The sequence below is a fragment of the Agrobacterium rosae genome, from assembly GCF_002915175.1.
In the GTDB taxonomy this organism is placed as follows: domain Bacteria; phylum Pseudomonadota; class Alphaproteobacteria; order Rhizobiales; family Rhizobiaceae; genus Agrobacterium; species Agrobacterium rosae.
Genome location: NZ_NXEJ01000002.1, coordinates 578775 through 599400, shown reverse-complemented (window position 1 = coordinate 599400; position 20626 = coordinate 578775). Strand labels below are relative to the sequence as shown.

20 protein-coding genes are annotated in these 20626 nt (G+C 56.8%); 12 read left to right on the top strand and 8 right to left on the bottom strand.

Annotation, left to right across the window (positions count from 1 at the left end; translation table 11 throughout):
* Positions 1-754: 754 nt before the first annotated feature.
* On the bottom strand, positions 755-1399 hold the full coding sequence (locus CPJ18_RS05630) for an MBL fold metallo-hydrolase (protein WP_103657395.1): 645 nt from the start codon (positions 1397-1399) through the stop codon (positions 755-757).
* Positions 1400-1609: 210 nt separating this feature from the next.
* Here CPJ18_RS05630 and CPJ18_RS05625 point away from each other — a divergent pair, with 210 nt between their 5' ends.
* From CPJ18_RS05625 to CPJ18_RS05605, 5 genes are all read left to right on the top strand, one after another.
* The gene (locus CPJ18_RS05625) at positions 1610-2209 is read left to right on the top strand and encodes a DUF1236 domain-containing protein (RefSeq protein ID WP_077106258.1); all 600 of its coding nucleotides are present in this window, start codon (positions 1610-1612) and stop codon (positions 2207-2209) included.
* 221 nt (positions 2210-2430) lie between these two features.
* Entirely contained in the window at positions 2431-2943 is a 513-nt protein-coding gene (locus CPJ18_RS05620) for a MarR family winged helix-turn-helix transcriptional regulator (protein WP_103584412.1), read from the top strand.
* Between the two features lie 2 nt (positions 2944-2945).
* Positions 2946-3659: a response regulator gene (locus tag CPJ18_RS05615; protein ID WP_077117631.1), complete on the top strand. Its 714-nt coding sequence runs from the start codon at positions 2946-2948 to the stop codon at positions 3657-3659.
* Positions 3660-3698: 39 nt separating this feature from the next.
* Complete coding sequence (locus CPJ18_RS05610) at positions 3699-5078, top strand: ATP-binding protein (RefSeq protein ID WP_077117633.1); 1380 nt, start codon at positions 3699-3701, stop codon at positions 5076-5078.
* Between the two features lie 111 nt (positions 5079-5189).
* Positions 5190-5768 (top strand): hypothetical protein, encoded by a 579-nt coding sequence (locus CPJ18_RS05605; protein ID WP_103657313.1) that lies wholly within the window; start codon positions 5190-5192, stop codon positions 5766-5768.
* A 32-nt stretch (positions 5769-5800) separates the two neighbouring features.
* Here CPJ18_RS05605 and CPJ18_RS05600 read toward each other — a convergent pair whose 3' ends face one another.
* The 4 genes from CPJ18_RS05600 to CPJ18_RS05585 all read right to left on the bottom strand — a co-directional run bounded on the left by CPJ18_RS05600 (position 5801) and on the right by CPJ18_RS05585 (position 8195).
* The gene (locus CPJ18_RS05600; RefSeq protein ID WP_103657312.1) at positions 5801-6142 is read right to left on the bottom strand and encodes a tRNA-binding protein; all 342 of its coding nucleotides are present in this window, start codon (positions 6140-6142) and stop codon (positions 5801-5803) included.
* A gap of 11 nt (positions 6143-6153) precedes the next feature.
* On the bottom strand, positions 6154-6972 hold the full coding sequence (gene proC / locus CPJ18_RS05595) for a pyrroline-5-carboxylate reductase (RefSeq protein WP_103657311.1): 819 nt from the start codon (positions 6970-6972) through the stop codon (positions 6154-6156).
* Between the two features lie 3 nt (positions 6973-6975).
* On the bottom strand, positions 6976-7476 hold the full coding sequence (locus CPJ18_RS05590; protein WP_077106265.1) for a type III secretion system chaperone family protein: 501 nt from the start codon (positions 7474-7476) through the stop codon (positions 6976-6978).
* 455 nt (positions 7477-7931) lie between these two features.
* Complete coding sequence (locus tag CPJ18_RS05585) at positions 7932-8195, bottom strand: accessory factor UbiK family protein (RefSeq protein WP_103657310.1); 264 nt, start codon at positions 8193-8195, stop codon at positions 7932-7934.
* Positions 8196-8501: 306 nt separating this feature from the next.
* On the opposite strand from CPJ18_RS05585, the gene lgt reads away from it, so the two are divergent.
* The 6 genes from lgt (at position 8502) to CPJ18_RS05555 (ending at position 14487) form a co-directional block, all read left to right on the top strand.
* Positions 8502-9314 (top strand): prolipoprotein diacylglyceryl transferase, encoded by an 813-nt coding sequence (lgt, locus tag CPJ18_RS05580; protein ID WP_077118039.1) that lies wholly within the window; start codon positions 8502-8504, stop codon positions 9312-9314.
* A gap of 14 nt (positions 9315-9328) precedes the next feature.
* Positions 9329-10429 carry a class I SAM-dependent methyltransferase gene (locus tag CPJ18_RS05575; RefSeq protein WP_103657309.1) on the top strand — a complete coding sequence of 367 codons (1101 nt, stop codon included), beginning with the start codon at positions 9329-9331 and terminating at the stop codon, positions 10427-10429.
* A 146-nt stretch (positions 10430-10575) separates the two neighbouring features.
* Entirely contained in the window at positions 10576-11370 is a 795-nt protein-coding gene (gene pgeF, locus CPJ18_RS05570) for a peptidoglycan editing factor PgeF (protein ID WP_103657308.1), read from the top strand.
* A gap of 1 nt (position 11371) precedes the next feature.
* On the top strand, positions 11372-12523 hold the full coding sequence (locus tag CPJ18_RS05565; RefSeq protein WP_103657307.1) for a M24 family metallopeptidase: 1152 nt from the start codon (positions 11372-11374) through the stop codon (positions 12521-12523).
* An 84-nt stretch (positions 12524-12607) separates the two neighbouring features.
* Positions 12608-13309, top strand: coding sequence for a hypothetical protein (locus CPJ18_RS05560; RefSeq protein ID WP_103657306.1), 702 nt, complete (start codon positions 12608-12610; stop codon positions 13307-13309).
* Between the two features lie 245 nt (positions 13310-13554).
* Positions 13555-14487 (top strand): ribose-phosphate pyrophosphokinase, encoded by a 933-nt coding sequence (locus CPJ18_RS05555; protein WP_077106271.1) that lies wholly within the window; start codon positions 13555-13557, stop codon positions 14485-14487.
* Between the two features lie 91 nt (positions 14488-14578).
* On the opposite strand, the gene adh is transcribed toward CPJ18_RS05555, so the two are convergent.
* The 3 genes from adh to CPJ18_RS05540 form a co-directional block, all read right to left on the bottom strand.
* Positions 14579-16096 carry an aldehyde dehydrogenase gene (gene adh / locus CPJ18_RS05550; RefSeq protein WP_103657305.1) on the bottom strand — a complete coding sequence of 506 codons (1518 nt, stop codon included), beginning with the start codon at positions 16094-16096 and terminating at the stop codon, positions 14579-14581.
* A gap of 305 nt (positions 16097-16401) precedes the next feature.
* Positions 16402-17361: a helix-turn-helix domain-containing protein gene (locus CPJ18_RS05545; protein WP_103657304.1), complete on the bottom strand. Its 960-nt coding sequence runs from the start codon at positions 17359-17361 to the stop codon at positions 16402-16404.
* An 84-nt stretch (positions 17362-17445) separates the two neighbouring features.
* Positions 17446-19518 (bottom strand): putative bifunctional diguanylate cyclase/phosphodiesterase, encoded by a 2073-nt coding sequence (locus CPJ18_RS05540; protein ID WP_103657303.1) that lies wholly within the window; start codon positions 19516-19518, stop codon positions 17446-17448.
* A gap of 322 nt (positions 19519-19840) precedes the next feature.
* Here CPJ18_RS05540 and CPJ18_RS05535 point away from each other — a divergent pair, with 322 nt between their 5' ends.
* A complete protein-coding gene (locus CPJ18_RS05535; protein WP_077117658.1) occupies positions 19841-20467 on the top strand; it encodes a 50S ribosomal protein L25/general stress protein Ctc in 627 nt (208 codons plus the stop codon).
* Positions 20468-20626 lie beyond the last annotated feature (159 nt).

Genomic DNA, 20626 nt, shown 5'->3' with positions numbered 1-20626 from the left:
ACCTCTCCTTCGACAGGCTCAGGATGATGCATGAGGACGGAGTATCTGGCTGGTCGCTAACTTAATCACCAATCCGTTACATTCGCTAAGAACTTAGCCGCGCTGGCTTCCCCATCAAATGCGGATGACGACGGAGCACCCCTCATCCATCATCCTGAGCTTGCCGAAGGAGAGGTGCCCCGCAGGGGCCTCGAAGGACGGGGGGGTGGGCTGTGAAGTGAGAGGGGTGCCAACCAACGGATGCTTCGAGGGCGCTACGCGCCGCCTCAGCATGAGGTTGGAGTATGCCGCTCCTCACCACAGCGCCCACACTACTGGCGCTTCACGTTACGACGCATCTTCATCTCCTCCACATAGTCATCCAGCCGACGCAGGGTCTCAATACTGGGTGCATACGGTCCTACTGATCGATCACTTCCATGACGGGAATATTGCCAAGTCAACACAACCATTTCAACACTAAAATTGTGGGCATTTCCGCCTGTTGGAGCCCGCAGCCCTCGTCCTTCGAGGCTCTGGCTTCGCCTCCGCACCTCTCCTTCGACAAGCTCAGGATGATGGATGAGGGCTGCTACTGTTGCGCCGCAAAACTGACAATCTACCGCTCATTAGGACGATAGTCGCACTCCCCAACTTAGGAGCCACGGCCGACGGAGCAACCCTCATCCTGAGGTGCCCCGCAGGGGCCTCGAAGGACGGGGGGTGCGGGCTATGTAGCGACGACGCGCCCTTCCATCCATTCGTTCCGATCTGCCTAAATCCCCTGCAAATACGGGTTCGTCCGACGCTCTTCCCCGATTCTTCCGCCAGGCCCATGGCCGCAGATGAAGCCGATATCATCACCCAGCGGTAGGACCTTGTCGCGGATGGAGGCCAGCAATTGCTCGTGGTTGCCACCGGGGAGATCGGTGCGGCCGATAGAGCCGCTGAACAGAACGTCTCCCACATGGGCAAAGGCTTGGGCGCGATTGTAGTAGATGACGTGGCCAGGGGCATGGCCGGGGCAATGCAAGACCTCAAAGTGGTGGTCGCCGAAAGAAACGGTATCGCCATCGTTCAACCAGCGATCCGGCAACACGTTTTGGAGGCCGGGAATGCCGTATTTCTCGGCCTGCACCTCGATGCGCTCAAGAAGGGGCTTGTCATCTTCATGCGGACCGATGATCGGCAGGGAGAGTTTTTCTTTCATCTCCTTGGCACCGCCAGCGTGGTCGAGATGGCCGTGCGTCAGCCAGATTTCTTTCAGCGTGATGCCGTTTTCGGTCACGGTCTGGATAATCACATCCACATCGCCACCGGGATCGACGACAACGCCTTCTTTGGTGTCTTCATCGAAGAGAATGGTGCAGTTCTGCTGAAACGGCGTCACGGGAACGATGCCCGCCTGTAACTTACCCATGATCTCTTCCTTCCGTTTGTAAAACACGAATCCTCTATAAATGGGCATACTCGGCGGCACAACAAAGGGAGAAGATAGAGTGTCGTCTAAAGCCAAGAAACAGGAGGTTCAGCCGCGATGTGCTCGCCCGCCCAAATGTTAGATATCACGAAAACGGGAACAGACGGGTAACTCGCGCGTTCTTGCCGCAGTCTTCAAAGGAGCGAGACAATGGACAAGAAGCTGAAACTTATGATTGCCGGTGGTGCGTTTGCGCTGCTCGCTGGATACGCGAATGCAGCGATGGTTGCGACCACGGCCTCTGATCTCTCCGTGCGGTCAGGTCCCGGTGAGGACTACCCGGAAGTGGGTCTTGCCACCCGCGGTAGCGATGCTGTTCTGGATGGCTGCATCGACGGCAGTGCTTGGTGCCGCGTTGAAGTAAACGGCCTTCGCGGTTGGGCAAATGCCGATTATCTCAATGTGATGTATGAAGGCGCGCCCGTTATTCTGCGTGAGCGCCGTTCCGAGGTGAACGTGCCAGTGGTCACATACGAAAAGACCTCCAGCGCGCAGGCCGAACCCAATCCCGGCGATCCGAATCTTGGTCGAGTGGGTGAAGTTGATCCGCCGGAAAACGTAATGACGTATATCGACCAGCATCCAGGCGAAACTGTCAGCATTGATGGCGACGTCGTGATCGGCTCTACCGTTCCCGCAGGCGCGCAGATGATGGAAGTGCCTGACTATGAGTATCGCTATGTTCGCGTCAATGATCGCGCGGTGCTTGTGGAGCCAAAGACACGTCGGGTTGTTTACGTATACCAGTAATCATTCGGCACCAGATTTAAGCAAGGAGCGCGGCATGTCCGCGCTCTTTTTGCGTTTGGAGCCGCGCTGACACATAATGATATTGAAGTCGGGCCGACGTCATATTATCGAACGCAACACAAAATGATCGCCTCCATGCTCCCGTTTGCCACATTTTCGGGTAGTGTCGCAGCGTTGTATACGAGGTGCCACGTGGTGGCCGAGCAAAATAAGGAACGACAGTGCCTGCCCAGTCGATGAAAAAGGCCGCCGTCAAGCAAACTCCGGCTCTTCCGCACGTCGATGATGGCAAGATCGACTTCGATACGATTGAGGCATTCTTCTTTGCGTATCGGGACTTCGTCTCGGACCCGGATGTCATTCTGTCCAAACTGGATTATGGTAGAGCCCACCACCGCGTCGTCTACTTCGTCTGCCGCCAGCCGGGCATGACGGTGGCTGACCTGCTGGATACTTTGCAGATCACCAAACAAAGTCTTGCGCGCGTGTTGAAGCAACTGATCGATGACGGCTACATTCGCCAGATGGCAGGACCGGAAGACCGCCGCCAACGCAGGCTCTATCCCACCCTGACGGGCCGCGAACTGGCACTGGCGCTAAGCGACCCGCAATCCCGGCGTATAGACCGTGCGCTTGAAGCCATGCAGCCGGAAGCGCGGGCACATGTGCGCGAGTTTCTCGCGCGCATGCGTGATCCTGCAACCGAGAGGGCCTCGATAGAGGCGAAGGAGTAACGATGCCAAGTAGCGCGACGAAACAGCCATTGGCCGAAGACGACGCCCCTCACCTGCTGATCGTTGATGACGATGCGCGTATTCGCGATCTGCTCCAGCGGTTTCTGGGAGACAAAGGATATCGCATCACCTCTGCCGCAGATGCTGCCGAAGCGCGGCGCAAGATGGAGGGCATCCGCTTTGACCTGCTCATTCTCGATGTGATGATGCCTGGCGAAAACGGCCTGTCTCTCACCCGCTCGCTGAACGAAAACAAATCCGTTCCCGTCCTTCTTCTAACAGCGCGCTCCGAAGCGGATGCCCGCATTGCGGGGCTTGAGGCCGGCGCGGACGATTATCTCGCCAAACCGTTCGACCCGCGGGAGCTAGTGCTACGCATCAACAATATCCTGAGACGTAACACATCTCCCGACACGCCAAAAATCGAGCAGATCATCTTCGGACCCTATAATTTCTCGGTTCCACGCAAGGAATTGCGGCGAGCTGCCGAGGTCATCCGGCTCACGGATCGTGAGCAGGAAATCATGCTGCTGTTTGCACTGCGCGCCGGTGAAACCATTCCCCGCCACGAACTGGTGGAGGCGGACGCGGAGGTTGGCGAACGCACCATCGATGTGCAGATAAACCGTCTGCGGCGCAAGATCGAGGATGACCCGGCAAACCCCGTTTATTTACAGACCGTGCGCGGCATCGGTTACCGTCTGAGCGTCGATTAACAGCGTGCATTGCGCAGGCGAATTCGAATAGGCAGGACAATGGCAAGCTGGGATTTTTTGACCGCAGCGAAAGACAGCGCACCTTTGCGTGCATGGCGTTTTTCGGCGCGCTGGCTTCGCCACTGGCTGCCAACGGGGCTCTACACACGGTCACTCCTCATCATCATCCTGCCGATGGTTCTGCTGCAGATCGTCGTTGCCGCCGTGTTCATGGAACGGCACTGGCAGATGGTGACGGAACGGCTGTCTGCCGCCGTGACACGCGATATCGCTGCCGTCATCGAGTTGCTGGAAACGGACCCTGAAGAGGACGACTATCAACGCGTGATCCGCATCGCCCGCGACCGCCTTGATCTCAGCGTCTATATCGAGCCGAAGCAGGAGCTGCCGGAAGCACGTCCGCAGCCATTGTTTTCCATTCTCGATTCCATTCTAGCCGACCAGATCCAACAGCAGATCGGCAAGCCCTTCTGGATCGATACCTTCGGCAACGGTGCACTCGTGGAAATCCGCATTCAGCTGGAAAACAAGACGTTGCGGGTCTTCACACGCCGCAGCCAGACCTATGCGTCCAACACCCATATCTTCCTCGTCTGGATGGGTGGTGCCTCGCTGGTGCTGCTTGGAATATCCATTCTTTTTCTGCGCGGTCAAATCAGGCCTATTCTATCGCTGGCTAAAGCAGCGGAGAGTTTCGGGCGCGGCCAGAAAATCACCGACTACTCGCCCAGAGGGGCCGATGAGGTGCGCCGCGCCGGTCTCGCCTTCATTCTGATGAGGGAGCGCATCGAGCGACAGATGGAACAGCGCACCGCGATGTTGAACGGCGTCAGCCACGATCTGCGCACCATCCTCACCCGCTTCAAGCTCCAGCTTGCGCTGGCGAGTGACAATCCTGACCTGGAGGGTCTCGACAAGGACGTCGACGACATGCAGTCCATGCTGGAAGCTTACTTGGCCTTCGCCCGGGACGATGCCGAAGAGAGCATTGGGAAACTGCAACTGACACCTTTGTTCGAAAGGTTCAAAAGCGATTTCCAGATGTGTGGCAAGAGCTTCAGCTATCAACTGAACGGCGTCGAGGAACTTACCGTTCGCCCCAACGCCTTTTCGCGGCTGATCGGCAATCTGGCCGCCAATGCACATCGCTACGCCAGCACACTGGCGATAGAAATCCGCAAAGCCCCCAAATCCATCACCCTCGTTTTCGACGATGACGGCCCGGGTATTCCGCCGGAATCGCGCGAGGACGTGTTCAAGCCATTTTACCGGCTGGACGAAGCACGCAATCTCAACGCGTCAGGCACCGGGCTGGGTCTGTCCATCGTGCTCGACATTGCCCGAAGTCATGGCGGTGATGTGACACTGGACGACAGCCCGCTTGGCGGGCTGCGTGTCATCGTCAAAATTCCAGCATAACAATCAATAGCTTAAAATTAAAATAGATGTTTACGGCCAATCCCGATTTTGTATTAACGGAATATTAGAACCTTGCGCAGTTTATTACCGTAAGTTGCAAAGGAGAAAGAGATGGCAACCAAGAAGTTTACAACAGTCCGCATCAAAAACGAAACCGGCGTAAAGCTGGCGAGCGTCGGTATTGTCCACAAATACAGCGATGAATACAATCAACAAAAGGAATGGCTGAACGTCCCCAACGGCACGTCACCGGACGAAAAATTGATTGTGGAATACAACACCGGCTTCCTGACGACGGGCCGTGACTGGTGGAAGATCGTCGCCATGACCGAAGACGGTCGCATCTTTCAATCCGCCCCAAACAATTACCGCGGCTTCATTGATGGCGTGGAAGAGGTTTTGAATGAGTGCGGCTGGGACATCGTAAAACTCGCAGCTGACATCACCATAAAAACCGAAGTCGGTGGTCTCGTCGCGATCCCTATCGGCGTCGTCACCGCTATCCTCACCGGCCTGTCCAACTCGGCGTCAACGGCGGGCTTCAAACAGTTCTTCCTTGAGAATAAAGACGTCGATCACGGCGTTGAAATCATTCTCAAAGCAAACGAGGTCGAGTTCAAAGCTATCGAATCGACGGCAACGACGCCTTTCGTTTCGGTTGCCAGCGTTGAGAAAAAAGTAGCCGCGTAATCACGATAGCACGGACGCTTTAGCTTGAACGTTCAACACATCTTCTCGCCATTGGGAACGGTCTGTTCCACACTGGCGAGAACGATGGCTCCATCCTTGTCGGAGAAACCGAGTGTCAGCACTTCGGATCGAAAGGGGCCAATCTGGCGCGGTGGAAAGTTGACGACGGCCAGAACCTGGCGTCCCACAAGTGTTTCCAGCGTATAATGCACCGTGATTTGTGCGGAGGATTTCTTGACGCCGATCTCCGCGCCGAAATCGATCTTGATCTTGAAGGCCGGCTTGCGCGCCTCTGGAAACGCTTCGGCTTCTATGATCGTGCCGACACGAATGTCGACCTTCTCGAAATCCGCATAGGTGATCTGCTCGCTCATAGCCGCCCTCTTTAAACAGCCAGCTCTTCGGCACGTTTTTTTGCAGCCGCGATAGCCCTGTCAAAAATCGGCTGGATGCCATCGTCTGCCATCAAAACGGACAGTGCCGCAGCCGTCGTACCGCCGGGCGATGTGACGTTCTTGCGCAGGCGAGAGGCCTCGTCCGGGGACTGATGAAGCAACTCACCAGCCCCCGCGACGGTTTCCCGCGCGAGACGCATGGCGAGGTCCGCCGGCAAGCCGCATTTACGGCCCGCCTCCGCCATGCATTCCACGAGATAAAACACGTAAGCAGGCCCACTGCCGGACAGCGCCGTCACCGCATCGATATTGGCCTCTGTCTCCACCCATTCGACAGGACCGCTGACTTTCAGCAAGGTTTCGACCAGCGACTTTTGGGCGTCTGATGTCGCCTCGTTCGCATAGGCACCCGTCACACCACGACCCACCATGGCAGGTGTGTTTGGCATAGCTCGGATGGCAGCGGACTTACCCAGATACGCCTCGATACCGGCGAGCGTCTTGCCCGCGGCAATGGACACGATCACAGTCTGCGGCCCGATCAACGGCTTCAATGGCGGCAGAACGGCCTCCATCAATTGCGGTTTGATGGCCAGAAACAAGATACCGGCTGTCGTGTCCTGCGGTACTTCGGTCAAGTGCGTTGCACCCGCCTCGGCAATCAAACCCGTCATCGTATCGGAGGGACGAGGATCGATAACGATAATCGATGCCCCAGGAACGCCCCTTTTCAACCAGCCCGAAAGCAGAGCGCCACCCATATTGCCGGCACCAATGAGAACGAGCGGGCCAGATGCGAGAGACACCATGGCTCAGGCTTCCCCGACCGTCTCGAACAATGCGGCTTCCATGGCCGCCTTGGCTTCCATGCCGGACCAGACGACGAACTGGAACGCCTGGAAATATTGCTCGCAGGCTTCAAGCGCGCTGGAAAGAAGCACCTCCACCTGCTGGTTTGTCGGCTCTGCACCACCTGCCAGCAACAAAGACTGCCGGAAAATGATCACGTCTTCCTGACGCCACAGATCGAAGTGACCCATCAGTGTCTGACCGTTGACATGCGCCAAAAGGCGAATGACCTCATTGACGCGATGGTCAGGAATTTTGATATCGAAAGCGCAGGCCAGATGCAGCGCTTCAAACTGTTCCATCCATGAAAACGAAACATGATAATCCGCCCAACGGCCTTCGACCGTCATGGCAATTTCATCTTCGCCGGAGCGTTCGAACGACCAGTCGTTTGACGCGGCAACGAACTCGATCATATCGACCGGGTTGGAGTGACGCTCGACTTCAAATTCCATTAGGCTCATACGGCACCTTCTCAGCCGGAAATGAATGTTTTGTTTCGCACGCAAAGGTACAAAAAACGCACACGCAAATGCCGGGTTACAATACTTATCGATGATGCCCGACGCCGCCAGAATAACGCAGTAAACATGTCTGGAGCTTACGGAGTTCGTTTCGAATCATCATTGAAAATCAGTGTATAACGAGCGAGTCCCCGCGCCACCCCCACAACTCCGCTTTTGCAATCAGAACTGTGTATATCTCCTCGTACGAAACCTCAGTTGTGAGTCATAACTGACTCTGCCAATTGTGTTTTTCGAGTGTTTCCACAGACGTTAAAAAAAACTGAATGAAATCGCTTGCTTGCGGCTCCCGAATCCCCACTCCGGCGCAAACTGCTTCGAAATGATACAAAAACGAAAAATGCCGAACCCTTGAGAGGGCTCGGCATCAGAATCAAAAGCGTTTTCACAGCGTATCAGGAAGCGGTCGTGGAGAGCTTTGCTTCCAGCGCGTCGATGCGCGCGCGCAGGGCGTCGTTCTCATCGCGCGCCTGAATGGCCATCTCGCGTACCACTTCGAATTCCTCGCGCTTGACCAGATCAAGGCTATTGAGCCAACGCTCGGCCTGCGCATGAAACGCCGTTTCGACTTCCTTGCGCATGCCCTGAGCGGCACCTGCTGCGTCCGTCATCAGCTTAGCGAATTCATCGAAAATACGGTTTGTGCCTGTCGTACTCATGGTGCGATGTCCTCGTCGGTGGTGGAGAAGGCAACGTGCCTTTCTGTTCATGTCTTTCAGGTAGGCACTCGCTATTGCCGTTGCAAGCAAAATAAGGAACCGGCTTCTGATCACGTTGGCGCGGGACCGTCATCATAGCGTCAAAGAATCGCCTTGACCGCACCCCTTTCAGTCGCCATTTTCCCGCTCCGGGAAAAGAATATTTTGTAAATCCAATGAAGAATTGGCCGCACTGACGTTCCGACCTTCAAGCGTAATAACCATGGAATCCGCGAATTGTTTGCACCCCTCGCCCAGTTTTCGATCATGCCGTTTCCCAATATCGATCCGGTGGCGATCCACATAGGGCCTCTTCCGATCCACTGGTATGGCATTGCCTATGTCTTCGGCATCATGCTGGGATGGTATTATGCGCGTCAGCTAAGCCTCGCGGACCGTTTGTGGCCGCACGACAAATCACCTATAACACCCGTGCATCTGGATGACTTCATCGTCTGGGCAGCAGCGGGCATCGTTCTGGGTGGGCGCATCGGCTATATTCTCTTTTATGATATGGGTGCCGTCATCGAAAACCCGATACGAGCCTTGCAGATCTGGAACGGCGGCATGTCCTTCCACGGCGGGCTGATCGGCACGACGGTCGCGATGATATTGTTTGCGCGCCGCAATGGCATTCCCGTCTGGAGCATGTTCGACATCATCGCCGCCGTCGCACCGCTCGGCCTGTTTTTCGGTCGCATCGCCAACTTCATCAACGGCGAATTGTGGGGCCGATTGACCGATGTTCCCTGGGCCGTGATTTTTCCGACGGGCGGTCCCTTCGCACGTCACCCGAGCCAGCTTTATGAGGCAGGTCTCGAAGGCATCGTGTTGTCGATCGTTCTCGCAATCCTTATCTATGGATTCAAGGCACTGAAAAGCCCTGGCACGGTGACCGGCGTCTTTGTCTGCGGTTATGCGCTTTCCAGAATATTCGTGGAGTTTTTCCGCGAGCCGGATGCGCAGATCGGATATCTCGCCGGGAACTGGTTGACCATGGGCATGGTTCTATCGACACCTATGTTCCTCCTCGGCGTGTGGGCAGTTGTACGGGCGCGTCGCGCTGCTTTGTCATCGTAACCGGGTAAAACACCATGCCGACACCGCTCGCACGCCGTATAAAGTCCCTCATACGCCTCAATGGCCCGATGAGCGTGACGGACTTCTTTGCGCTCTGCCTGGCAGACCCCGAACACGGCTATTATAGAACCAGGCAGCCTTTCGGCCGCACCGGCGATTTTGTAACGGCACCTGAGGTCAGCCAGTTGTTTGGCGAAATGCTCGGTGTCTTCATCGTCCACGCGTGGCAAAGACACGGCACTCTGGCCAATGCCCGCCTCGTGGAAATCGGCCCGGGGCGCGGCACCATGATGGCGGATATGCTGCGGGTCATTCAGCGCATCGCACCGCCGCTTTATGAAAGCATGAGCGTGCATCTGGTGGAAACCAGTCCGCGCCTGACCGAGACACAGCAACAGACCCTTGCCAGCCACGGCGACAAGATCGCCTGGCATGAAAGTTTCGACGATGTTCCGCCCGGCTTTTTGCTGATCGCCGCAAACGAACTGTTCGATGCCATTCCCATCCGGCAATTCGTCAAGACGCCGCAGGGTTTCCGCGAAAGGGTCGTCGCGCTCGATGCAGACGACGAATTGATCTTTACCGCTGGGCTCGCCAGCATCGATCCAGACTTGTTACCACCTCTGCCGGAGCGCCAGGCACCCGGGACGATCTTCGAATATTCCCCTGCCCGCGAAGCCGTGATGGCTGCCATTGCCCATCGGCTCAAAAGCAACGGCGGCACGGCTTTGATCATCGACTATGGCCACACCGTTTCCGGCTTCGGCGATACGTTGCAGGCGTTGCGCATGCATGAGTTCGATCCGGTATTGGCGCATCCCGGCGAAGCGGACCTTACCAGCCACGTGGATTTCGAAAGCCTCATAAAAACGGCTGAAGCCAATGGCATCCACATCAATGGCTGCCTGCCGCAGGGCGATTTTCTGCACGGACTTGGCTTGAGGGAGCGCGCGCAGGCACTGGCCGCCAAGGCAACACCCGACCAAACGCTGGACATTGCCGAAGCCGTCAACCGCCTTGCAGGCGAAGGCGTGGGCAAGATGGGTGAGCTTTTCAAGGTGCTCGCCGTTTCCAGCCCAGCCATCCATCTGCTGCCGTTCCGCGCACTGGATTGACATCGGCACCGGGCTTGGGCCAACATCGCGCGAAATCGAAGCAGTGATAAACTGCCGTCTGCATCCCCTGTGGTGCGCTTCAATGGAAACACTCGCTCGCGAATATTCGTTTCAAAATCAGCGACATCCCAAGGATTGATACCGTAATGCAGGACGAAACTCTGCCGCTTCCCCTCCAGAGCCCCCTGCTTGCCTCATCGACCGGCAAGCACATAAGCCACGCCTTCTTCACCCGGCACGGCGGCGTCTCGGAAGGCATTTACCGCGGCCTGAATGTCGGGCTCGGCTCGCAGGATGACCGCCAAGCCGTTCTGGAAAACAGACACCGCGTCGCCGCATGGTTTGGTCTGCCGTTGGAAAAACTGGCGACGGTGCATCAAGTGCACTCCCCCGACGTCGTTGTCGTCGATGGTATGTATGATGGAGACAGACCACAAGCGGACGCCATGGTCACCGCCACATCAGGCATCATCCTCGGCGTGCTGGCTGCGGATTGTGGCCCCATCCTGTTTGCAGATGCGCAGGCAGGTGTGGTGGGTGCTGCCCATGCCGGCTGGAAGGGTGCCGTGTCCGGCGTTCTGGAAAACACCGTGGATGCGATGATTGCGCTGGGTGCCAGCCGCGAGCGTATCGTTGCCAGCCTCGGCCCATCGATCAGTCAGGAAAACTACGAAGTCGGGCCTGAGCGGGTGGAAAGCCTGAAAGAGATGAACCCGGCCTACGCCGCCTATCTATCGCCCTCTCCCAATGCAGGCCATGCCTTTTTCGATCTGAAGCAATTGACGGTGGACCGTTTGGTCGCCGCGGGTGTGACGGCGGAAAACCTTGGTATATGCACCTACCCTGACGATGACAGCTTCTATTCTTTTCGCCGCACCACGCATAATCGGGAACCGGATTACGGGCGGCAGATTTCAGCAATAGCAATTCTGGAGAACTGATATGGCCTTGCACTTCGACGCCGCCGAATTCGAGGCACGCCGCACCCGCCTGACTGAAAAGATGGCAGAGGAAAAGCTGGACGCAATCCTGCTGTTTGCCCAGGAAAGCATGTACTGGCTGACGGGATATGACACGTTCGGCTACTGCTTTTTCCAGACGCTGATCGTCAAGGCCGATGGCACCATGACGCTTCTGACCCGCTCCGCCGATTTGCGACAGGCGCGTCAGACATCCAACATCGAAAACATCGTCATCTGGGTGGATCGTCTCAATGCCGATCCGACGCTCGATCTCAAAAACCTGCTGAGCGACATGGATCTGCTCGGTTGCCGCATCGGCATCGAGTTCGATACCCACGGCATGACAGGCCGGGTGGCACGCCTGCTCGACAACCAGCTTTCCAGCTTCTGCCAGATCATCGATTCGTCAGCCGTCGTCAGCGGGCTGCGTCTCGTCAAAAGCCCGGCCGAAGTGGCCTATGCCAAGCGCGCTGGCGCACTGGCGGATGATGCGCTGGATGCCGCACTCAAGATCATCGCGCCCGGCGCTGATGAGGCCGATATTCTTGCGGCCATGCAAGGCGCGGTTTTTGCGGGCGGCGGCGATTACCCTGCCAATGAATTCATCATTGGCTCCGGCGCGGACGCCCTTCTTTGCCGTTACAAAGCCGGACGTCGCAAGCTGGACGAGAAGGATCAGTTGACGCTGGAATGGGCGGGCGTCAGTGCCCACTATCATGCCGCCATGATGCGCACCGTCGTTATTGGCGAGGTCGAGTTCCGTCAGAAGGAGCTTTACAATGCCTGCGCCGAGAACATCCGCGCCATCGAAGATGTCCTTCGTCCCGGCAACACGTTCGGAGATGTCTTCGACGTTCACGCCCGCATCATGGACGAGCGTGGCCTGACGCGCCATCGCCTCAATGCCTGCGGGTATTCGCTGGGTGCGCGCTTCTCGCCATCATGGATGGAGCATCAGATGTTCTATGCGGGCAACACGCAGGAAATTCTGCCCAACATGACGCTGTTCGTGCACATGATCATCATGGACAGCGACTCGGGCTTTGCCATGACGCTGGGTCAAACCTACCTCACCACGGAAGGCGCGCCGGAATCACTCTCTCGCCACAGCCTTGATTTGCTGACGGTCTAATCTCGATTTGACTCGCGCCGAGGTCGAACCTTACATTGCCATCGATCAGGGAACGACGGAGCATTTCATGAGGGGATATACGGCATGCGGCGGCTAGGGTTGGTCATGGCAATCCCAAGCCTTGCCCTCGCACTATCGGCCTGCAACACGACCGATGCGCTGACACCGCAAGTCGATGTCGGCCATAGCAACACCCAATCGACCCCGGTCAACCAGGGCGATCTGGACCAGATGGCCGCAGCAGCCGACCGGTCTCCGAGTGGCGTTTCGTCTCAGGTCCCGGCCTATGCACCGCAAAACACACGTCAGGCTCAAGCGCAGGCAATGACGAGCGGCGCACAGTTTGGCCAGCCGGTGGCGCAACAGACGGCACCGGCACAGCCGCAGACACAGACCGCCTCCCTGCCCGCCGGCTCCTCGTCCGGCACCATCCGCTTCCTGCCCATCATTGGCGCACCCGTTCAGGCGGTGACGCCGCTGTCGCGTCAATTGGGTGCCGAGGCACGGGCGAAGGGGCTGACCATTCGCCCGTCGAGTGACACGACGGCAGAGAACATTCTGAAGGGATATTTGTCCGCCTTCGCGGATGGCGGGAATATCACCATCGTCTATGTCTGGGATGTCCTGGATGCCAATGGCGCGCGGCTTCACCGCTTGCAGGGGCAGGAAACGGTACCCGCTCGCGGCAGCGATCCTTGGGCTGCCGTAACGGACACCGCCATGCAGAAGATCGCGGCCAAAACGCTCAACGACTATCAGTCCTGGAGACAGTCCCAGCGGGGATAAGCCCGCGGAAATTGTGGATGAAACCTGTTGATACCGGCTAAGTCACAAAGTTTTCATGAAAATTAAGGGTATCACCACCTGACCTCTTGCATTCACGGGCAACCCCGCTATTAAGGCGCCCATGGCAAAACGGCATGTCCGGCACCCTTTGGGCCGGGTATTCCTTCCCGTTGAACGACGCACGGACCACAGAGAAGTCTTGCTCTGTCGGATCTCAAGCGATGGCATTAAAACAGGCGGCAACAATGAAGGTTTTCGCAGGCAATTCGAACCGGCATCTGGCCGAAGCGATCTGCAAGTATCTTAATGTTCCCTTGGGAAATGCCACTGTAAAGCGGTTTGCGGACCAGGAAATTTTCGTAGAAATCAGTGAAAATGTGCGCGGCGAGGACGTTTTTCTCGTTCAGTCCACATCCTTCCCGGCCAATGACCACCTGATGGAACTGCTGATCATGATCGACGCGATGCGTCGTTCCTCAGCAAAGCGCATCACCGCCGTTCTTCCCTACTTCGGTTACGCCCGGCAGGACCGCAAAGCCGGTCCCCGCACACCGATTTCTGCAAAGCTCGTCGCCAACCTGATTACCGAAGCCGGAGCGGACCGCGTATTGACGCTTGATCTGCATGCGGGACAAATTCAGGGCTTCTTTGACATTCCGACCGACAACCTTTTCGCAGCGCCCATTCTGGCACGCGATGTGAAGGAACATTACGACACGAAAAACGTCGTGGTCGTTTCGCCTGATGTCGGCGGCGTGGTTCGCGCTCGGTCGCTGGCGAAGCGCCTGGACTGTCTGCTGGCCATCGTCGACAAGCGCCGTGATCGTCCGGGTGAGTCTGAGGTCATGAACATCATCGGTGATGTGGCTGGCAAGGACTGCCTGCTCATCGATGACATCGTCGATTCCGGCGGAACGCTCTGCAACGCGGCCGAAGCGCTTCTCAAGAATGGCGCAACCAGCGTAACCGCTTACATCACCCACGGCGTTCTGTCCGGCGGTGCCGTTGCTCGTGTCTCCTCCTCCAAGCTGCGCGAGCTTGTCATCACAGACAGCATTCAGCCAACGACGAGCGTACAATCCGCACACAATATCCGCGTGATCACGACAGCGACCCTCTTGGGTGAAGCGATCAACCGCACGTCTATGGAACAGTCGGTTTCCGGTCTGTTTGACTAAATATTCCATTTTTAATCACTAATAGAATAAAAAAGCCGGAGCATATACCCCGGCTTTTTTGTTTATTGATGCGAACAACGAACGGATTGGATCAGAAGAAGCCGAGCTTGTTCGGGCTGTAGGACACCAGCAGGTTTTTGGTCTGCTGATAGTGGTCCAGCATCATCTTGTGCGTTTCGCGACCGATGCCCGACTGCTTGTAACCACCGAAGGCGGCACCGGCTGGATAGGCATGGTAGCAGTTGGTCCACACACGACCAGCCTCGATGCCGCGCCCTGCGCGGTAGGCAAGGTTGGTATCACGGCTCCAGACACCGGCACCAAGGCCGTAAACCGTGTCATTGGCGATTTCGATGGCCTCTTCCACGGTCTTGAAGGTCGTGACGGACACAACCGGCCCGAAGATCTCCTCCTGGAACACGCGCATCTTGTTGTTGCCTTCAAACACCGTCGGCTGGATGTAGAAGCCGTCTTTCAGATTGCCGGAAAGCGATTTCTTGTCGCCGCCGGTCAGCACTTTCGCGCCTTCCTTTTTGCCGATTTCAAGATAGCTCATGATCTTGTCGAACTGCTCTTGCGAGGCCTGAGCGCCGATCATAGTCGAAGCGTTCAGCGGGTCATCCTGGCTGATGGCTTCCACACGCTTGATGGCTTTTTCCATGAAGCGGTCATAGATGGATTCATGCACCAAAGCGCGGGATGGGCATGTGCATACCTCGCCCTGATTGAGCGCGAACATCGCAAAGCCCTCAAGCGCCTTGTCGAGGAAAGCGTCATCCTCGTTCATCACATCCGCAAAGAAGATGTTCGGCGACTTGCCGCCCAGTTCCAGCGTGATGTTGGTGACGTTGTCGGCAGCATAGCGCATGATTTCCTTGCCGACGGAGGTCGAGCCGGTAAAGGCAATCTTGGCGATGCGGTTGCTTTGCGCCAGCGGCTTGCCAGCTTCAAGGCCAAGGCCGTTGACGACGTTGACGACGCCGGGCGGCAACAGGTCCTCGATCAGTTCCATGACCAGCAGAATGGACGCTGGCGTCTGCTCCGCGGGCTTCAGCACCACACAGTTACCGGCAGCAAGTGCTGGAGCAAGCTTCCAGGTCGCCATCAGGATGGGGAAGTTCCACGGAATGATCTGCCCGACGACACCTAGCGGCTCATGGAAATGATAGGCAACCGTGTCATTGTCGATCTGACCGATGGAGCCTTCCTGTGCACGAATACAACCGGCGAAATAGCGGAAGTGATCGATCGCCAACGGAATGTCGGCGTTGGTAGTTTCACGCAACGGCTTGCCATTATCCCATGTCTCGGCGCGCGCGATGAGCTCGAGATTATCCTCAATGCGCTGGGCGATTTTCAGAAGGATATTGGAGCGTTCCGTGGCGCTGGTCTGGCCCCAGGCTGCGCGTGCCTTGTGGGCGGCATCGAGAGCAAACTCGATATCGCTGGCGTCCGAACGTGGGACTTCGCAAATCTTCTGGCCTGTCACCGGAGACGGGTTATCCATATAGCGACCGGATTTCGGCTCCACCCATTGGCCACCGATGTAGTTGCCATATTTAAGCTTGAAGGGTGTTTCACCGGCCTTGTGCTGGACCTGAATGTTCATGAGTTCATCCTCCCTGATGAAATGCGACCCGTATCTGATCGCGTGACAGGAAGGTGGGCGTAGATTTCAGCAAAGCAAAGAGGCGGCGCTATATTCCGCACTGCACAGTGTTTCACATCTGCGACAGCGCAATCTGTGAATGTATGTCACAGTGGCACCAAACCTTTCGGGATTATCATTCCCCCCTCATTCCTGTGCTTGTCACAGGAATCCAGTCGTCGCGGCTGAGAAGACCCCTTTCAGCCCAAAGACTTGGTCTGGCTGGATTCCTGTGACAAGCACAGGAATGAGGAAAAAAGGCTTTTCTAGTGAACCGACAGCTTCTTCATCTTGCGGTGAAGCGTGGCGCGGCTGATACCCAGCAGGGCGGCGGCCTGTGTGATATTGCCTTTGGCGCGGGATAAGACCCGGCGCAGCGCTGCCCGCTCGGCATCGGCAAGTTCTGCGCCCTTATCATGCCGGTCTTCCCGCAAGGCGTCAGATGCGGGAACGCCGATCGCCAGCCGCGTATCATCCAGGTGCAGAGCCAGCCGCGCCGCCCGCGTTGCGCCGAGAATGATATCATCCTGATCGACCGCCAGCAGAGACAGCGAGGTGGAGTTGCCGGATGGCAGCATGAGGATACGCGCGCCGGGGAAAGCCCGACGGAACAGATTGCCCTCGATGCGCTGCGCCGCATCCCGCACGGCCTGCGTCAACATCGAGAAGGTCAGTTCGTTGACGTCATCGCGGCAGGTGGAAATATCCAGCGCGCCTGTGACTTGGCCCATATGGTCACGAATGGGAGCTGTGGTGCAGCAGAGGCTGATGTTGGACGAGAAAAAATGCTGGTCGCGGTAGATGGTCACGGAGCGCTCGTCGGCAAGGGCGGTGCCGATGCCGTTCGTGCCGACACTCGCTTCGCTCCAGACAGCACCCGACCAGAGGCCCAGTTGGCGAAAGTCCCGGTCATCGGTCGCAGCACCGCGGCGTTCCAGCGCGACCCCATCGGCATCCGTCAACAGCAGGCAGCAACCCGCTTTGCCGACCGACAGAAAAATACGGTCAAGCTCGTCGGCGCTTTCGGCAATCAGTCCGGCAGAGATCTCCCGCGCTCTGCGAAACTCGGTATCATCAAGAAAAATCGGCTCGCTGCCCTTTTCCGGGGCAAGATGATGCATGGTCATGCAGCGCCGCCAGGATGCAATGATAGGCGAACTGGCCGCAGCCGAGGGCTGGTTGGCGCTCTGGTACACATGGTCCGCGTGAGCGGTGCTGACAGACATATGCTCCTCCCGATTTTTGCCGGGATGGTGCGCCTGATGTGTCTCTCTTTCAATGAAAAAAAGCGTTATTGGCCGAGATCAGGCCTAGCTTGCCAACGGCAGGGCACTGCCTTCGCTCAGCCTGTCGGCATCGGACATCCAATTGACGATCGAGTCGATGGTGATGGCCGGCCCCGGACGTCCGTAATAATAGCCCTGAACGTGCTGACACCCTTCCCTGCGCAAAAACTCCAGATGTGCCTGGGTCTCCACACCCTCGGCCAAAACTGGAATGTTAAGGCTGTTGGCAAGGATCAGGGTGGAGCGGACGATGGCCTGCGACTGCAGGTTGGTTGCCAGCCCCTCCACGAAACCACGGTCGATCTTGATCTTGTCGAACGGGAAGCTCTGCAACGTCGATAGCGACGAGTAACCCGTGCCGTAGTCATCCATCGCGATGCGCACGCCCAACGATTTCAACCGGCGTATCGTCACCAGCGCATGCCTATGGTCGGCAATGATGCCGCTTTCGGTGATTTCCAGTTCCAGCCGTCTCGGCTCCAGCCCGCTCTCGTTGAGGATACGCTGAACCTTCTTGACGAAGTCGGAATCCGAAAGCTGCAAGGGCGCGACGTTGACGGCGATGGTCAACGGGTTTCTCCAACGCACCGCATGCAGACACGCCTCGCGCAACACCCATTCACCCATCTCGATGATAAAGCCGGTCTGCTCTGCGATGGGAATGAATTCGGCGGGCGAGATCATGCCGCGCTCTGGATGGTTCCAGCGTAGCAGCACCTCGAAACCGACGATGGCACCGCTGGTCGTATCGTTCTGCTGCTGGAAGTAGAGCTCGAAAGCTCCTTTCGCCAGCCCGGAACGCATGCTGACAGCCAGAGCGTTGCGGGCACGTGCGGCTTCGTCCATCGATTTGTCGTAGAAGCAGATGGTGCCGGTCACATCGCTCTTGGCGCGATACATCGCGACATCGGCCTGCGAGATCAGGGCATCGGCATTTTTCGTGCTGGAATTCCCAACCGCGATGCCGATACTTGCGCCGACCGATAAAACCGTTTCATTCCACTCGATGGGCTTGATGACCTCTGCCAAAAGGCGGTTGGCGAATTCCAGACCGTCGGCGCGAGCGTAATAACGGGGCAACACCGCGGCGAACTCATCGCCACCCACACGGGCGACGAATTCTCCCGGCCGTAGAATGGAGCTCATACGGTCTGCCAGCGAGCGCAGCACGGCGTCCCCTGCCCCATGGCCGTGAACGTCGTTGATTTCCTTGAAACGGTTGAGATCGAAAGACAACAGGGCGATGCGCGCAGTCGGATCGTTGCTGCGCTTCAAAAGCGCCTGCAAATGCTCCTGAAATGCCGCCCGATTGGGAATGCCAGTCAACGCGTCATGCAGAGATAGATGGCGATACCGCGCAACGGCCTGCAAGCTGGTTTCAGAATCGATGACATAGGTCGAAAGCCCGAAGGCAAGGAGGACGAAGGTGATGATGATAGCGCTACCACCCATGAGGCTGGGCGAAACCAGAGACGGGGCTATCGTCATTGCCGGTTCGAACGACACCGAAAATGCTGCCATCGCCGTGTAATGGGTCGAGGCAATGGCCAGCACCAGAAACGTCATGCCGCTATATTTGCAAAACCAGTTCACGGGTCGAACGACGCGGTTGGTTGCCAGCATTCCGAACATGCCGCCAAGTACCATCGATGCAATCACGTAGACCGGATCCCAGACCAGTGAACCTTGAACAGTATAGGCAGCCATGCCGGTATAATGCATGCAGGCGATGCCCAGCCCGACAACAAGGCCTCCACCTTCTGCAAGCGGCGTATTTCCGCCATAGGTGGCGATGGCGAGTCCCGCGGTCGTCGCAACAACTGAAATGATGAAAGACAGACCGGTGAACCCTGGAAGAAATCCGACACTGCCAGGTGCCTGGTAACCCAGCATAGCCACGAAATGGGTGGTCCAGATCGTTGTGCCGCCGATCATGCCCGCAAGAAACAGCCAGTTTGCGCGCTGAATAGATGTCGACTGGCGGGAGCGGGCAAATAGACGCATGGTCAGAAAGCTGCCCATCACACAAATGGTGACGGCCGCTAGAGTATAGCGAATGTCATGGTCTACGGCCAGGCAGGTCAGAATTTGATACATCGAGATCACGGGTCTGTTGAATTGTTTCAGACTATAATGGTGATCCCGTTTTTTTCGGGTTTACCGACATAGATAAGCAAAAATTAAAATACTCGCCTCCCGATAGCGGAGCTGAAGCCTTGTTGAAATCCAGACGCGAGAGCAAGAGATTGATGCGAGATCCCCTGTTACCCTTGCCTTTGCCCCCTCTTTATACTATAGCGCCCGCATCCGTGTAGACACCCTTGGAGGCAACGCGGGCGAGACGGCTTTTTTGAAGTCTTCTCCAGTTCAATCCGACATGTCGGAATGAACTCTCCAGACAACCTAAAAGGATTATGCCATGAGCAAAGAGACTTATGAGCTCAAGGCCGAAGCGCGCGAACGAGTTGGTAAGGGGTCCTCTCGTGAACTACGTCGCAACGGTTTGATTCCTGCTGTCATCTATGGTGACAAGCAAGCCCCAATTTCTATCGCGATTTCGACCAACGAAGTCACGAAGCGCGTCCAGGCTGGCGGCTTCATGACAACGATCGCAACGATCAATGTCGATGGCAAGAACTACAAGGTTCTGCCAAAGGACTACCAGCGCGACCCGGTCCGCGATTTCATGGTGCACGTAGACTTCCTGCGCGTATCCGGCAACTCGCAGGTTACGGTTGAAATCCCGGTTCACTTCATCAACGAAGACAAGTCGGACATCAAGAAGGGTGGCGTACTCAACATCGTTCGTCACACTGTTGAAGCCCACGTACCGGCAAACGACATTCCCGAATTCATCACTGTCGATCTCGACGGTCTGACGATCGGCGACAGCGTTCACATTTCGCAGGTCAAGCTGCCAAAGAACGTTGCTCCAGTCATCACCGACCGCGACTTCACCATTGCAACCATCGTGCCACCAACGGTCGCGATCGTTGACGACGTTCAGGAAGCAGTCGAAACCGAAGAAGAAGGCAAGGCCGAATAATAATTCGGTTCCATGTTCTTTATCAGTGCCTCGCATCGCAAGATGCGGGGCATTTTTTATGCCGCTTTTGTCCCTGGCAGACAGATAAAAAACTTAACTCGCTTGTTTAGCAACGATTAATCATTCCCGGAAACGATAAGTCAAAACTTTAGGTTTAGG

What these genes read in the sequence shown, in the direction of transcription:
- CPJ18_RS05540 (WP_103657303.1), bottom strand. Translation starts at nt 19,518, where the DNA reads ATGTATCAAATTCTGACCTGCCTGGCCGTAGACCATGACATTCGCTAT.
- pgeF (WP_103657308.1), top strand. Translation starts at nt 10,576, where the DNA reads ATGCAGGACGAAACTCTGCCGCTTCCCCTCCAGAGCCCCCTGCTTGCC.
- CPJ18_RS05535 (WP_077117658.1), top strand. Translation starts at nt 19,841, where the DNA reads ATGAGCAAAGAGACTTATGAGCTCAAGGCCGAAGCGCGCGAACGAGTT.
- CPJ18_RS05585 (WP_103657310.1), bottom strand. Translation starts at nt 8,195, where the DNA reads ATGAGTACGACAGGCACAAACCGTATTTTCGATGAATTCGCTAAGCTG.
- CPJ18_RS05630 (WP_103657395.1), bottom strand. Translation starts at nt 1,399, where the DNA reads ATGGGTAAGTTACAGGCGGGCATCGTTCCCGTGACGCCGTTTCAGCAG.
- CPJ18_RS05615 (WP_077117631.1), top strand. Translation starts at nt 2,946, where the DNA reads ATGCCAAGTAGCGCGACGAAACAGCCATTGGCCGAAGACGACGCCCCT.
- CPJ18_RS05625 (WP_077106258.1), top strand. Translation starts at nt 1,610, where the DNA reads ATGGACAAGAAGCTGAAACTTATGATTGCCGGTGGTGCGTTTGCGCTG.
- CPJ18_RS05555 (WP_077106271.1), top strand. Translation starts at nt 13,555, where the DNA reads ATGAAGGTTTTCGCAGGCAATTCGAACCGGCATCTGGCCGAAGCGATC.
- CPJ18_RS05560 (WP_103657306.1), top strand. Translation starts at nt 12,608, where the DNA reads ATGCGGCGGCTAGGGTTGGTCATGGCAATCCCAAGCCTTGCCCTCGCA.
- CPJ18_RS05590 (WP_077106265.1), bottom strand. Translation starts at nt 7,476, where the DNA reads ATGAGCCTAATGGAATTTGAAGTCGAGCGTCACTCCAACCCGGTCGAT.
- lgt (WP_077118039.1), top strand. Translation starts at nt 8,502, where the DNA reads ATGCCGTTTCCCAATATCGATCCGGTGGCGATCCACATAGGGCCTCTT.
- CPJ18_RS05610 (WP_077117633.1), top strand. Translation starts at nt 3,699, where the DNA reads ATGGCAAGCTGGGATTTTTTGACCGCAGCGAAAGACAGCGCACCTTTG.
- CPJ18_RS05600 (WP_103657312.1), bottom strand. Translation starts at nt 6,142, where the DNA reads ATGAGCGAGCAGATCACCTATGCGGATTTCGAGAAGGTCGACATTCGT.
- proC (WP_103657311.1), bottom strand. Translation starts at nt 6,972, where the DNA reads ATGGTGTCTCTCGCATCTGGCCCGCTCGTTCTCATTGGTGCCGGCAAT.
- CPJ18_RS05565 (WP_103657307.1), top strand. Translation starts at nt 11,372, where the DNA reads ATGGCCTTGCACTTCGACGCCGCCGAATTCGAGGCACGCCGCACCCGC.
- CPJ18_RS05545 (WP_103657304.1), bottom strand. Translation starts at nt 17,361, where the DNA reads ATGTCTGTCAGCACCGCTCACGCGGACCATGTGTACCAGAGCGCCAAC.
- CPJ18_RS05575 (WP_103657309.1), top strand. Translation starts at nt 9,329, where the DNA reads ATGCCGACACCGCTCGCACGCCGTATAAAGTCCCTCATACGCCTCAAT.
- CPJ18_RS05605 (WP_103657313.1), top strand. Translation starts at nt 5,190, where the DNA reads ATGGCAACCAAGAAGTTTACAACAGTCCGCATCAAAAACGAAACCGGC.
- adh (WP_103657305.1), bottom strand. Translation starts at nt 16,096, where the DNA reads ATGAACATTCAGGTCCAGCACAAGGCCGGTGAAACACCCTTCAAGCTT.